Origin of the sequence: Brevundimonas sp. (genome assembly GCF_965278935.1) — a bacterium.
Classification (GTDB): domain Bacteria; phylum Pseudomonadota; class Alphaproteobacteria; order Caulobacterales; family Caulobacteraceae; genus Brevundimonas.
Window position 1 is genome coordinate 37,951 of record NZ_OZ257124.1, and the last position, 13,026, is coordinate 50,976.

Genomic DNA, 13,026 nt, shown 5'->3' on the forward strand with positions numbered 1-13,026 from the left:
CTCTAGAACGGCAGAATGTTGCGCTGGCGGCTGTAGGCCATGGTGCCGACGTTGGCCCCGAGGCGCAGGCCCACGCCGGTGCGGACCGGGGCCAGGACGATGCCGTCGGCGCGCTGATAGTTCACGCCCAGGCCGCCGATCAGATACGCCGTGCCTTCCACGCCCGGATAGCGGCGGTAGATCGCGTCCGGCGCATAGAGGCCATAGACGAGGGTGAAGACCCGGCTGGCGTTGCCGCCGATATCCCAGCCGATCGAGGTGCCCTGCCAGAAGACTTCCTGGGAGGCCGAGTGGTCCTTCATGTGCAGGGCGCCGCGGCCGTAGCGCAGGCCGATGACGGCGGCGCCGGCGCCCTCCTCGCCCGCGATATAGGCGGTCGGGGCGTCGCCCTGGTCGCGGAAGATGCGTTCAATGGCGCCGCCCATGGCCTCGGCGGCGATGCCGAGCTCGCGCGAGCCGGCGGCGACGAGTTCGTCAGCCGTATAGGCCTGGGCGTTGGCGTCAGAGGCGATCGGATAGTTCGGCTCCGTCGGCTGGCGCGAGGTCGTGGCGCAGGCCCCGAGCGCGGTGGTCGCGGCGGCGGCGAAACCGGTCTGGATCAGGTGGCGGCGGTGCATGGCGGTGTCCCGAAAGAGGTGCGGCCCGTTCCCCCGAGCCTGATTTCAGAGTCGCCGGGCTTTGCGTCAGCCTTGGGGCGGCAAGGTTAACGAGAGGTTGCCGGTTTGACCGCTATAGTGGGCCGATGGAGTTGCCCCTGATCCCCGGCCGCGAATGCGGACCCTGCGTCGAATGCTGCCGGTTCATTCCGCTGGACCTGCCGGAATTGTCGAAGCCGACAGGAAGCCTGTGCGCCTATTGCGTCGACGGGGCCGGGTGTTCGGTCCATGCGGTGCGGCCGCAGACCTGCCGGACCTGGTTCTGCGTCTGGCGGGTGGTGGAGCTGGACGAGGCGTGGCGGCCGGACCTGAGCGGGATCATCGTCCGGCCGGACGGCCTGCTGACAGGGGAGATGACGCTGTACATCGTGCGGCGGACGGACTTTTTGCGGTCGGCGATGCTGTTCGACACGGTGGCCCAGTGGCTGTCCGAGGGACTGCGGCTGGCGATCAGCGTGCCCGGGCCCGTGGGGACCCTACCGGTGCGGGCGGAGGTGACCGACTATCTGTTGCCGGCGGTGGCGGCAGGGGATGAGGCCGGAGTCCAGGCCTTGTTCGAGCGGGTTCTGGCGAGCCTCGACCAACATGAGTTCGAGGCGGACGGGATCGAAGAGCGCTACGCCGTCATCTGATCCCTCTCCCGGCGGGAGAGGGGTGTTCTAGTGCTTGTCCGTCTTGCTCGTCAGCCAGTCCATCAGGGCCAGCATGACGCCCGAGACGACGAAGGTCAGGTGGATGACAACGCCCCACAGGGCCTCGACCTGATTGATCTCTCCGCCCTCGGAGAAATGCATGAAGAATTTCAGAAGCTGGATGCCGGAGATCGCGACGATGGACGCGATCAGCTTCATCTTCAGGCCCGAGAAGTCGACCGTGCCCATCCACGGCGGGCGGTCCGTCTCCCCGTCCAGATCGAGCTTGGAGACGAAGTTCTCGTAGCCCGAGAACATCACGATCAGCAGCAGATTGCCCGCCAGCGACAGGTCGACGAGGGACAGGACGGCGAGGATGGCATTGTTGGAGCTCATGCCGTGCCCGGCCGCGAAGGCCTGGGGCACGTAGTAGAAGAGCTCGCGCAGGAAGACGACGAGCAGCATCAGGAGCGCCGCCGCCAGACCCACGTAGAAGGGCGCCATCAGCCAGCGTGAGCGGAACAGCAGGCGTTCGAACGTCGTCTCGAGTTTCGGCTTGGCCATGCGATCCCCTCAGTCCCGTTCGTTCTGGCCGAAAGAGCGCGACAGGATCAAGGCCTAGCTTCGAAGCGTGGCGCCCAGCTTGCCGGCCGCGGCGACGATCCTAGCCGACAGGGCCTCGATCTCGACGTCGGTCAGGGTGGCCTCCCGAGGCTGGACGACCACTTCCAGAGCGACCGACTTGAAAGCCTCGGGCACGCCGGCGCCGCGATAGACGTCGAACACCCGGACCTCGGCGATCAGGGCCTTGTCGGCGCCCTGTACGGCGCGGACGAGGTCGCCCGCCGGCTTGGCGTCCTCGACCACGAAGGCGAAGTCGCGGGTCAGGGGCATCAGGTTGGGCAGGTCGGCAACACCCTTCGACTTGGTCGCGCCGGGTTTCGACCGGGCCTCGGGCACGGCGTCCAGAACGATCTCGAACGCCAGGATCGGGCCGTCGGCGTCCAGCGTTTTGAGCACGCCCGGGTGGACGGCGCCGAACTCGGCGATGACGGTCTTCGGACCCAGTTGCAGGCGCGCCGAGCGGCCCGGATGCCACCAGTCGCGGTTCTGGCCTTGCGCCAGTTGCAGCGAAGCGGTCGGGGCGCCGATGGCGTCGAGCACGGCGATCAGATCGGCCTTGAGCGTGAACAGGGCGTCGTCGCCGGCGCCGGTCCAGCTGCGGGCCTCCCGGGGCGAGATCAGGCCGGCGATGACGGTGCGCTGGTCGTTCGGCTGGTCGCCCGGATAGATGGGGCCGATCTCGAACAGGGCGACGTCGCCGTGACCGCGCGCGGCGTTGCGGGCCGCCGCCTGGATCAGGTTCGGCAATGCCGAGGGCCGCATGCAGTCGAGGTCGGAAGCGATCGGGTTTTCGAGCACCAGCCTGTCGTCGCCGCCGCCGAACAGAGCCGCCGTCGACTGTTTGGTGAAGGACCAGGTCACGGCCTCGGCATAGCCCAGCGAGGCGAGCGCGCGACGCGCGGTGCGGACGCGGGCCTGACGCGGGTTCAGCACGCCTTTCGACGGCGAACCCTGATCCGGCAGGGGGGTGTTGGGCAGGTGCTGGAAGCCGTGGATACGGGCGACCTCCTCGACCAGATCGGCCTTGCCCTCCACGTCGCGACGCCATGACGGCGGGGTGACGGTCCAGGGTTTGTCCGAACCGGCGGGTGCGGCCTGAACCAGGAAGCCGAGCTGGCCCAGAATGGTCCCGATGCGGTCGTCCTCCAGCTCCATGCCGGACAGTTGTTTGACGTAGGCGGGGTCGAAGGCGAACGGCGCGGGATTGGCGGGATGCTCGCCGGCCAGGACGATCTCCGACGGCTCGCCGCCGCAGAGGTCGAGGATCAGACGGGTGGCCAGTTCGATGCCGGGCACGACCGAGGCCGGATCGACGCCGCGCGCGAACCGGTACTGGGCGTCGGAACTGATCGTAAGTGTCCGGCCGGTCTGGGCCGTGACGATGGGGTCGAACCAGGCGCTTTCGAGGAAGACGTCGGTCGTCTCGTCGGAACAGCCGGTGCTTTCACCGCCCATGACGCCGCCGAGGCCGATGGGGCGTTCGCCGCCTGCGTCAGCGACGACGCACATGCTCGGATCGGCAGTGTAGGTCTTGCCGTCGAGGGCGATCAGATGCTCCGGCGTGCCGGCGGCGATGTGTTCGCTGCCGGCCGACAACTGACCGCCCCGCACGACGATCTCGGTCCCCACCAGCTTGGCCATGTCGTAGACGTGCAGCGGGCGGGCGCGGTCGTAGGCGATCAGGTTGGTGACATCGACCAGCCGGTTGATAGAGCGCAGGCCGATGGCGGTCAGACGGGTCTGGAGCCAGGCCGGCGACGGCCCGTTCTTGACGCCCCGGATCACGCGACCGGCGAAGACCGGACACATCTCCGGCGCATCGAGCCGCACCGAGATCGCCGAGGGGAAGGCGCCGCGCACAGTGGCGACGTCATAATGCTTCAGCTTGCCGACGCCGGCCGCGGCCAGATCGCGAGCGATGCCGGCGACGCCCAGCCAGTCGGGGCGGTTCGGAGTGACCTCGAAGTCGATGACCGGCTCGGCGCCGAACAGTTTGGCGACCGGCGTGCCGACCGGGATCTCGGGCGGCAGTTCCTGGATGCCGTCGCTTTCTTCGGACAGGTTCAGTTCGGAGGCCGAGCACAGCATGCCGTTCGAGACCACGCCGCGCACCGGCTTCTCGACCAGGGTGACGCCGAGGCCGGGCACATAGGCGCCGATGGGGGCATAGATGGTCGTCAGGCCCGCACGCGCATTCGGGGCGCCGCAGACGATCTCCTTCATGCCGTCGACGGTCTCGACCTGACAGACCTGAAGCCGGTCGGCGTTCGGGTGCTGTGCCGCCGAAACGATCTTCGCCGCGGTGAACGGCGCCAAGGCCGCGGCCGGATCGGCGACGTGCTCGACCTCCAGCCCGGCCATGGTCATGGCCTGGGCGATCGCATGGACGTCGGCCTCGGTCTCGAGGTGATCCTTGAGCCAGGACAGGGTGAACTTCACGGGATCAGGCTTTCCTGGGCTTCAGTATGTCGATGAAGGCGTCGACGAAGGCGTCGTCGCCCGCGAAGCCCACGCCGATGAAGATGCAGCCGTCGAAATGGCTGTCGTTCAGAGGCACGCCGCCGATGATCATCGGTCCGGCGGCGCGCAGGAACAGGTTGCGGACGTCGCCCGCCACATCGCCGAGATTGCAGTTGTCGAACTTCGTCTCGTTGGCCGGGATGACGACGCAGGGACCGTGGACGACGCAGTCGATGAAGCGGCGGCCGTGCAGCGTCTGGCCGGCGACTTCGATGGCATCGACCAGTTGGGCCAGCGGGATGCGGACCTTCTCGAACACAAGTCGCGTGCCGAGGTCGGCGGGAACCGGGCCGGTGGTCTCGAGATCGTACATCAGCCGACGCTCTTGATGGAGAGGATCTCGCCGAGGATCTGTTCGTTGCCGGTGAAGCCCAGGGCGTGGAACTCGCAGTTCTGGAAGGCGCAGTTGATCACCGGGATCGCCCCGATGGCCATGTTGCGCACCGGGCGCAGGACCAGGTTGCCTATGTCGCCCCTGGATTCGCCGAAGTTCACCGCGTCGAAGGTCGTGCCCGGCAGGATCAGCATCACCGCCGGCCCTTCGATGCGGCAGCCGGTGAAGGTGATGCCGTCGATCATCGACCGGCCGGTGCGCAGGTGGTGGCCGAACAGGTCGTAGAGCGCCAGGTCCTCGTTGACGAAGGCGCGCTTGGAGATGTCGTCGGTGAGGTTCAGCGGACGGCCGAGGCCGGTCATCGGCAGGCGGGACGGATCGACGAAGGTCATGGCGGGGCCTCTCAGGATCCGACGGACAGGAGCATGTTCACGACATCCTCCGACCCGGTGAAGCCGACGTTGTAGAACTCGCACCCCTCGAACAGGGTGTCGCGGAACGGCACGGTGCCCAGGGCCCGGGCGCCGGTAGGACGCAGAACCAGGTTGCGCATGTCGCCGTCGGGATCGCCGAAGCTGCAGTCGTCGAACTGCACCCCGGCCGAGACCAGCATGACCGCCGGCCCCTGGATGCGGCAGCCGCGGAAGGTGCGGCCCGCGACGATGCCGAGGTTGTGGCCGTGATTGGCGACGTGCAGGTCGAACAGGTTCAGATCGACGTCCTGGATGAGCGGCGCAGACAGGTCCGTGGCGATGCGCACCTCGCGCAGAATCGGCAGGCGCGACATCAGGTCGAGGTCCCGGTGACTTCGGCGCGGGCCGAGGTCAGGTCGGCCGCCATCTGGTCGATGCTTTCGACGTGGCCGGTGAAGGCGACCTGGACGAAGCGGCAGCGGATGAACCTGGTGTCGGAGAAGGCGACCGCGCCGATCAGGACCGGCCCTTTGGGCTGGTAGAACAGGGACGACGGGTCGGTGGCCACGCCCATGTTGCAGCCCTCGAACGTGACGCCGTCGATGATGGCGAGCAGTGCCGGCCCCTCGATCACGCATTCGGTGAAGGTCTTGCCGCGGATCAGGGGCTCGCCGGCGTTCAGGTGGTAGACCCCGAGCATGGGCAGCCAGACGGCTTCGTTCGAGAAGCTCGTGCGGGCGACCAGCTTGCGGCCATGGTCTTCGGTCAGGACGTCGGTCATCTCAGATACTCAGCTCAGGCCCGAGGCCGGGTTGGGGGCGGCGAAAGCGGAGAAGCCGTAATGCGCCAGCCAGCGGATGTCGGCCTCGAACATCGGGCGCAGGTCGGGGACGCCGTATTTCAGCATGGCCATGCGATCCACGCCCATGCCGAAGGCGAAGCCCTGCCATTCGTCCGGATCGATGCCGGACTGGCGCAGGACGTTCGGGTGGACCATGCCGCAGCCGAGGATCTCCAGCCAGTCGTCCCCCTCGTTGAGCACCAGCTTGCCGCCCGAGCGGTCGCAGCGGATGTCCATCTCGGCCGAGGGCTCGGTGAAGGGGAAGTGGTGCGGGCGGAAGCGGGCGTCGACGCCGTCCAGTTCGAAGAAGCGGGCCACGAAGGTCTCCAGGGTCGTCTTCAGATGACCCATGTGGATGTCCTTGCCGACCACCAGACCCTCGATCTGGTGGAACATCGGGGTGTGGGTCGCGTCACTGTCTTTGCGGAAGGTGCGGCCGGGCGCGATGATGCGGATCGGCGGCGACTGCGACAGCATCGTGCGGATCTGAACCGGCGAGGTGTGGGTGCGCAGGACCTTGCGCTCGCCCGTCTCCGGGTCGGGCTTGAGGAAGAAGGTGTCGTGCATCTCCCGCGCCGGGTGCTTGGGCGGGAAGTTCAGGGCGGTGAAGTTGTGGAAGTCGTCCTCGATGTCCGGGCCTTCGGCGACGGCGAAGCCCATCTCGGCGAACAGGGCGATCATCTCGTCCATGACCTGCATGGTCGGATGGACGCCGCCCTTGCGACGCGGGCGGGCCGGCAGGGTCAGGTCGATGCGTTCGGACAGCAGGCGGGCGTCGAGTTCGGCGGCTTCGAGTTCAGCCTTCCTGTCGGCGATGGCGGCGGCGACACGGTCGCGCAGGCCGTTGATCATCGGCCCCTGTTCGCGCCGTTCGTCGGGGCTCATCGCGCCCATGCCCTTGAGCAGACCCGAGATCACGCCCGTCTTGCCGAGCGCGGAGACACGCACGGCCTCGATCTCGACGACCGTGGTCGTGGAGCCGATGGCGTTGATCAGTTCGAGTTCGAGGGCGGCGAGATCGGTCATGGTGCGGACGCTCTAGCGGCCTCGGGCGCATTCGTCACGTCCGGCGGGTGGGAAAGCCGTCAGGGGCCGGCCGTGCCCGCCGCGACAGCCGCCGCCAGATCTTCGACCGTGCCCTCATTGGCGGCGACGATCCAGGCCGGCGGGTCGGGCTCCCAGCGGATCGGCTTACCGTCGGTCTCAGTCCAGCGATGCAGCCAGGAGATGCCGTTGCGCCGGACGTAGGTGTCGGCGTGGCTGTAGATCGGGTCCATCAGCGCCTGATCCAGAGTGACGAAACTGTAGCCCCGCGCCCGGTAGAGGGCGTCGATCTGCGGGTACCAGTCGCGGTTCAGGGTGGAGGCGTGCAGCAGCAGGATCTGGGCCGGTTCGCGCCCGCCCGTGATCCCGGTGCTGTAGGGTTCGAAATGGTCGAGCACCGTGGTCATGAAGGCGACGTAGGCCTCGCCCACCCGCTGCTTCAGGGCTTCGTCGCCGAGCTGTTCGGCCTTGCGGTAGACGTCGGCGAACATCCAGTCGACGTTGTCGATGGTCACCGGTGCGATGACATAGCCGCGCTCGGCCAGACCCGCCGCGATGGCGTCGTGCTTCTCCCGGGTGTCGCCGGTGAACAGGTACGGATGGCGGAAGTAGCGGAGCGTCCGGCCCCGGGCCTCCAGCGCGGTCCGCAGGGCGGGCGCGCCCGCATCGACGTCGGCGAGGTATTCCTCGGGCGTGATCCGGTGGATGTTGATGTGGTTGGCCGTGTGGTTGCCGAGATCGACGCCCGCATCCAGCCAGGCGTTCAGCACTGCGGGCAGCAGGGTCGCCGCCTGGGCCTCGCAAACCTTGCCGGTGTTGACGAAGGCCGTGGCGTGGCTGTCGAGCGGCTCGAGCATGGCGAGGAAGTCGCGGGTCAGGGCCATCGTCCGGGCCGGATCGCACAGGGCCTCCGTCGTCGCCTGATAGGGCAGGTCGTCGAAGGTGACGGCCACGGTGCGGGTCTGGGCCAGCGCAGGCGAACCGACCAGCAGGGCGGCGGCGAGACCGAGGATCAGGCGTCTGGACGGCATGGGCGGCTCCGCGTTCGGCGCGACCCTAGCCGTGCGCCGCCCAAACGAAAACGCCCGCTCCGGTGACCGGAGCGGGCGCTTCATTTCGTCGGTGACGAAAGGTCTTACTTCAGGGCTTCGCGTACCTTGGCGGCGATGTCCGAGAAGCCGACGCCGTCCATGGCGATCGCGGCCAGAACCTTGCGGTCCAGCTCGATGCCGGCCTTCGACAGGCCGTGGATGAACTGCGAGTAGGTGAAGCCTTCCTGACGGGCGGCGGCGTTGATGCGCTGGATCCACAGGGCGCGGAAGTTGCGCTTGTTGGTGCGACGGTCGCGGTAGGCGTATTGCCCGGCGCGATCGACGGCGGCCTTGGCCGTGCGGATGGTGTTCTTGCGGCGGCCGGAGAAGCCCTTGGCCTGCTCCAGAACCTTCTTGTGTTTGGCGTGGGACGTTACGCCCCGTTTCACGCGAGCCATGATTTAGTCCTTCAAATTCTTTGCGATGAGATCAGTTCAGGGATGCGTGCGCCGATCAGGCGTACGGCATGTAGGACTTGATCTTCTTGGCATCGGCATCGGCCATGACCGAGGTGCCGCGGTTCTGGCGGATGTATTTGGAGTTGTGGCTGATCAAGCGGTGACGCTTGCCCGCAACCCCGGCCTTAACCTTGCCCGTCGCGGTGAATTTGAAGCGCTTCTTGGCGCCCGACTTCGTCTTCAGTTTCGGCATTTTCACTCTCTTGTCTTAGAGGACGCCCCGTGGATCGAGATCCGGTGGGTCGCCTGATTAAGAACCGCCCAGGCATGCCTGTTAGCCCGGCGGTTCGGTACGCGAAGGCGCGGCTAGTAGGGGAACCGGCGCTCAAACGCAAGCGGAGTCTGGAGAAGCACAGATTCAGTCGGCCGTGAATCAACAGGACTCCGAACCCGACGAGGTGTCGCCTGATACGAAAACGCCCCGGACGATGCCGGGGCGTTGATAGTCAATCAGCGCTGACTGCCTATTTCGGCGCCAGGATCATGATCATCTGGCGGCCTTCCATACGCGGCGCGTACTCGACCTTGGCGATCTCGTCGAAGTCGGCCTGGACCTTGTTCAACAGCTTCATGCCCAGTTCGGGGTGGGCCATCTCACGACCGCGGAAGCGCAGGGTCACCTTGACCTTGTCGCCCTCGTCGAAGAAGCGGTGCATGGCCTTGGCCTTCACCTCGTAGTCGTGGGTGTCGATGTTCGGGCGGAGCTTGATCTCCTTGAGCTCGACGACCTTCTGGCGCTTGCGGGCCTCGGCCTTCTTCTTCTGCTCCTGGAAACGGAACTTGCCGTAATCGAGAATCTTGGCGACGGGCGGCTCCGACGTCGAGACGATCTGAACCAGATCCATGCCCGCCTCCTCGGCGGCCTCCAGCGCGGCGGAAGTCGGCATGACCCCCTGCTTCTCGCCATTCTGGTCAATGAGCAGAACGCGCGGGGCGCGAATATCGTGGTTCATGGGTGGGCCGTCCTTGGTGGGCGGCTGGTTCATCGGACGGCGAATGGGCGTCGTTTCCTTGTGTTTCTGAAAGTCTCGAAGTCTCGCAGGGGTCAGCGCACGGCGCTCCGCCGCGTTCCCCAAGGCGGGCTATATGCGCCCGAAACGCCCGTCCTTCAAGGCTTGGCGGCGGCGTCCGGCCCGATCCAGACGTCATGGAGCGCGATCACGGCCTCGAAGACACGCTGGGTCGTCAGGGCCTCAATGGGTGCGAACTCGCCCCGGACGGGGTTGGAGGCGGCGATCGTGGTGCGCGGACCGCGCGGGCCGTAGAGCCACCACTCCGTCGGGCCGAACAGGCCGAGCGTCGGCTTTCCGGCGGCAGCCGCTACATGCATCAGGCCGGAATCGTTGCCGACGAACAGGGCCGCGCGGTCGATGGCGGCTGCCGAAGCCAGGATGTCGCCCTTGCCCACGAAGTCGATGGCGAGCGGTCCGGCGGCCTGCAGCGCCGGGGTCGCGGGGGGGCGGTCGCCGGGACCGCCGACGGGCATGAAGCGCCAGCCGGCGAAGCGGGGTTCGGCCTTGAACATCTCCACCAGCTGGCCCCAGCGGTCGGCGGGCCAGCTTTTGCCCGGCTGGTGGGCGATGGGGGCGAGCGCCATGATCGGCCCGGGCGCGGCGGCCAGAGCCGGGTCGATGACGGCGGCGGCCTCGGCGCGGGCGCGGTCGTCGATGAATAGTTCGGGCTCGAGCGGCGCCGGCGCGCCCATGAGCCGGGTCACCATGTCGACCTTGGCCAGACCCGTCTCGTGGGTGCGGTTGTAGACGACGCGGCGGTCGGCCTTCAGCAGATAGCTCAGGGCCGAGCCGCGGATGTCGATGACCAAGGCCCAGTGCGTCCCCACGACCTGGCGCCACAGGTCGACCCAGTGTCCGGCGGCCTTCTTCTTGTCGAGGACGATGACCCGTTCGACGCCGGGCGCCGAGCGGAAGAAGGGCGCGGGCGGACGGCCGCAGGCGACGGTGATCTGCGCCCCCGGGATCTGACGGCCGATCTCGCGGATGATCCCCGACGAGATGACGCAGTCGCCGATGCGGTTGGAGGTGACGAACAGGACCTTGTTGGACGGCACGCGGTTTCGCTTTCGCTTCTATCGACCCGTTCGCTATCAGGCGAAGAGCCATCGCGCGAGAGGATCACGGCCATGACCGCCCCCGATATCGAACGCCTGAGCCGTCCCGACGGTGAAACCATCGCCTTGCGCCGCGTCGCCGGCTCCGGTCCGACCGTCGTCTGGATCGGCGGGTTCCGGTCGGACATGGAGGGGACCAAGGCTGTGGCGCTGGAGGCGACGGCGCGCGAGAGGGGCTGGTCCTACCTGCGGTACGACCATTTCGCCCACGGGGAGTCCTCGGGCGACTGGCGTCAGGCCACCATCGGTCGCTGGCGCGAGGACGCCATCGCCCTGATCGACAGTCTGGAAGGGCCGGTCATACCGGTCGGATCGTCGATGGGCGGCTGGGTCGCCCTGTTGCTGGCCCTGGCCCGACCGGAGCGGATGCACGGTCTGGTCCTCGTCAATCCGGCCCAGGATTTCACCGAGCGGCTGATGTGGCCCTCCCTGCCCGACCATGTGCGTCAGGCCATACTGCGCGACGGCGAGGCGCTGATGATCGAGGAGGGGCTCGGGGAATACGCGCTGACGAGGGGGATGTTCGAGGAGGCGCGGGACTGGTTGCTGCTGGACGCACCCCTCCCGATCGCGGCGTCGGTGCATATCCTTCAGGGGCGCGCCGACGAGACGGTGCCGCAGGCGCACGCGCTGGCGCTCGTCGAACGGCTGACCGGCGGCGACGTACGGCTCGATCTGGTCGAGGGCGGCGACCACCGACTGTCGGCGCCGCGCGATCTGGCGCGGCTGGTCGAGGCGGTGGAGACTCTCAGGTCCTAGGTCGCGCGGGCGGCGGGACGCAGGCCTTCGACATTGGCCTGAAGCACCGTCGGGCGACGCTCGCCGCCGGCGGCGATGATGCGGTCGATCCGGGCTTTCTCGGCGCGGAAGCCGGCCAGGTCCGCTCCGGCGAGGACGCTGGATTCGTCCATCCGGATTCCGGACGGGTTGATCCGCTGGCCGTTGCGCCAGATTTCGTAGTGAAGGTGCGGACCGGTAGAGGCGCCGGTCGAACCGACGTAGGCGACGACCTGACCCTGGGACACGCGCTGCCCGGCGCGGATGCCCGAACCGTAGCGCGACAGGTGGCCGTAGCCCGACTCAAGGCCGTTGGCGTGGCGGATGCGCAGCCAGTTGCCGTAACCGCCCCAGCGACGCGCCTCGACGACGACGCCGTCGGCGGGCGCCACGACCGGCGTGCCGGTGCCGGCTGCGAAATCGATGCCCTGGTGCATCTTGCGGTAACCCGAGATCGGGTGAATGCGGAACCCGAAGGTCGAGGAGATGCGGGTCGCCCGGTCCAGCGGGGTGCGCATCATCGAGGAACGCATGTTCTTGCCGGAGGCGTCGTAATACTGGGCTTCGCGGGCGCCGGCGGGCTGGTATCGATAGAAGACCGCGCCCTTCAGCTCGGCGTACAGCAGCTCATCGGTGTCCACGGTGCGGCCGTTCTCGGTCACGGTGCGGCCGAAGACCAGGGTGAACTCGTCGGAGGCGCGCACGTCGCGCTCCATGTCCAGCTTGTGCGAGAAGAGCTGGTTGGCCTTGCGGCGGATGGCGGCGTCGGCGCCCAGGCGCTGGGCCGAGGACGACAGCGAGCCGTGAACCTCGCCCTTCAGGACGACGGTTTCGTGGGTGACGCGCTCTTCGAGCGCGCGCAGGCGCAGGGCGCCGTCGAAGCTGCGCGACACGGTCAGCTGGCTGGCCGGGCCGGTCCGCATCGTCAGACCGATCAGGCGGGCGTCGCCCCGGCCGCCACGCGGACGGGCGATGGCGGTTTCGAACCGCAGACCGGCGCGCATCTGCGACAGGTCGAAGGCGTTGGAGAGGGTGGCGGCGACGGCGGAGGCGTCTGCGGCGCCGATGCCGGTGCGGCGGACGGCCTGTTCAAAGGTTTCGCCGCGACGGATCTGGACGGGAATGGCTTCGGGAGCGGTCAGGCCGGCGGGGGTCCCTGCGGCGTCGAACGCGCGGGCCTCCAGCGAGGCGACCTGAAGAGCGGTCAGTTCGGGAACGACTTCCGCCTGGGCGGGTTGGTAGACGCGGCCTGCGAGCATGGCCACCGTGACGGCAGCGGCGGCGGTCAGGAGGTGCGGGGCGAAGCGCATCGGCTGACGTCGCGGATCGAACTGGGCCATCGGTCCCCGGCAGAAAACGACGCCACGCGGCGCCCAATCACACTGAAAGCAAGGATCGCGCCCAAGTCCCCCCGGCCACGAAGCGCGTCCTATACCTTGCGCGCCTCATAATGGGAAGACGGGTCGTTACAAATGATTAACCGCTGTGAAGCTGGCCGGTAGTTCGAG

The 13,026-nt window shown here is 67.8% G+C and carries 16 protein-coding genes; 2 read left to right on the top strand and 14 right to left on the bottom strand.

The window, feature by feature from the left end:
* Positions 1-2 precede the first annotated feature (2 nt).
* Entirely contained in the window at positions 3-617 is a 615-nt protein-coding gene (locus ACQY68_RS00200; protein WP_428150996.1) for a DUF1134 domain-containing protein, read from the bottom strand.
* Positions 618-742: 125 nt separating this feature from the next.
* Between ACQY68_RS00200 and ACQY68_RS00205 the strand changes: the two genes are divergently transcribed.
* Entirely contained in the window at positions 743-1,288 is a 546-nt protein-coding gene (locus ACQY68_RS00205) for a hypothetical protein (protein ID WP_428150997.1), read from the top strand.
* 27 nt (positions 1,289-1,315) lie between these two features.
* Here ACQY68_RS00205 and ACQY68_RS00210 read toward each other — a convergent pair whose 3' ends face one another.
* The 12 genes from ACQY68_RS00210 to ACQY68_RS00265 all read right to left on the bottom strand — a co-directional run bounded on the left by ACQY68_RS00210 (position 1,316) and on the right by ACQY68_RS00265 (position 10,681).
* The gene (locus ACQY68_RS00210; protein WP_428150998.1) at positions 1,316-1,852 is read right to left on the bottom strand and encodes a TIGR00645 family protein; all 537 of its coding nucleotides are present in this window, start codon (positions 1,850-1,852) and stop codon (positions 1,316-1,318) included.
* A gap of 54 nt (positions 1,853-1,906) precedes the next feature.
* A complete protein-coding gene (gene pheT / locus ACQY68_RS00215) occupies positions 1,907-4,351 on the bottom strand; it encodes a phenylalanine--tRNA ligase subunit beta (RefSeq protein ID WP_428150999.1) in 2,445 nt (814 codons plus the stop codon).
* Positions 4,352-4,355: 4 nt separating this feature from the next.
* Complete coding sequence (locus tag ACQY68_RS00220) at positions 4,356-4,745, bottom strand: hypothetical protein (RefSeq protein ID WP_428151000.1); 390 nt, start codon at positions 4,743-4,745, stop codon at positions 4,356-4,358.
* Positions 4,745-5,158: a hypothetical protein gene (locus ACQY68_RS00225; protein WP_428151001.1), complete on the bottom strand. Its 414-nt coding sequence runs from the start codon at positions 5,156-5,158 to the stop codon at positions 4,745-4,747. Before ACQY68_RS00225 ends, ACQY68_RS00220 begins: the two co-directional genes overlap by 1 nt.
* 11 nt (positions 5,159-5,169) lie before the next feature.
* Complete coding sequence (locus tag ACQY68_RS00230) at positions 5,170-5,553, bottom strand: hypothetical protein (RefSeq protein WP_428151003.1); 384 nt, start codon at positions 5,551-5,553, stop codon at positions 5,170-5,172.
* Positions 5,553-5,960: a hypothetical protein gene (locus tag ACQY68_RS00235; protein ID WP_428151004.1), complete on the bottom strand. Its 408-nt coding sequence runs from the start codon at positions 5,958-5,960 to the stop codon at positions 5,553-5,555. The genes ACQY68_RS00230 and ACQY68_RS00235 overlap by 1 nt, the downstream gene beginning before the upstream one ends.
* 9 nt (positions 5,961-5,969) lie before the next feature.
* On the bottom strand, positions 5,970-7,046 hold the full coding sequence (gene pheS / locus ACQY68_RS00240; protein WP_428151005.1) for a phenylalanine--tRNA ligase subunit alpha: 1,077 nt from the start codon (positions 7,044-7,046) through the stop codon (positions 5,970-5,972).
* Positions 7,047-7,105: 59 nt separating this feature from the next.
* Positions 7,106-8,095 carry a polysaccharide deacetylase family protein gene (locus ACQY68_RS00245; protein ID WP_428151006.1) on the bottom strand — a complete coding sequence of 330 codons (990 nt, stop codon included), beginning with the start codon at positions 8,093-8,095 and terminating at the stop codon, positions 7,106-7,108.
* 104 nt (positions 8,096-8,199) lie between these two features.
* The gene (gene rplT / locus ACQY68_RS00250) at positions 8,200-8,553 is read right to left on the bottom strand and encodes a 50S ribosomal protein L20 (protein ID WP_428151007.1); all 354 of its coding nucleotides are present in this window, start codon (positions 8,551-8,553) and stop codon (positions 8,200-8,202) included.
* Positions 8,554-8,608: 55 nt separating this feature from the next.
* The gene (gene rpmI, locus ACQY68_RS00255) at positions 8,609-8,806 is read right to left on the bottom strand and encodes a 50S ribosomal protein L35 (protein WP_003166435.1); all 198 of its coding nucleotides are present in this window, start codon (positions 8,804-8,806) and stop codon (positions 8,609-8,611) included.
* Positions 8,807-9,077: 271 nt separating this feature from the next.
* Entirely contained in the window at positions 9,078-9,599 is a 522-nt protein-coding gene (gene infC / locus ACQY68_RS00260) for a translation initiation factor IF-3 (protein ID WP_428151008.1), read from the bottom strand.
* 122 nt (positions 9,600-9,721) lie between these two features.
* Positions 9,722-10,681: a glycosyltransferase family 9 protein gene (locus tag ACQY68_RS00265; protein ID WP_428151009.1), complete on the bottom strand. Its 960-nt coding sequence runs from the start codon at positions 10,679-10,681 to the stop codon at positions 9,722-9,724.
* 72 nt (positions 10,682-10,753) lie between these two features.
* Here ACQY68_RS00265 and ACQY68_RS00270 point away from each other — a divergent pair, with 72 nt between their 5' ends.
* Positions 10,754-11,500, top strand: a complete 747-nt coding sequence (locus ACQY68_RS00270) for an alpha/beta fold hydrolase (protein WP_428151010.1) — start codon at positions 10,754-10,756, stop codon at positions 11,498-11,500.
* Here ACQY68_RS00270 and ACQY68_RS00275 read toward each other — a convergent pair.
* Positions 11,497-12,858 carry a M23 family metallopeptidase gene (locus ACQY68_RS00275; protein ID WP_428151011.1) on the bottom strand — a complete coding sequence of 454 codons (1,362 nt, stop codon included), beginning with the start codon at positions 12,856-12,858 and terminating at the stop codon, positions 11,497-11,499. The two genes, ACQY68_RS00270 and ACQY68_RS00275, sit on opposite strands and share 4 nt — an antisense overlap.
* Positions 12,859-13,026 lie beyond the last annotated feature (168 nt).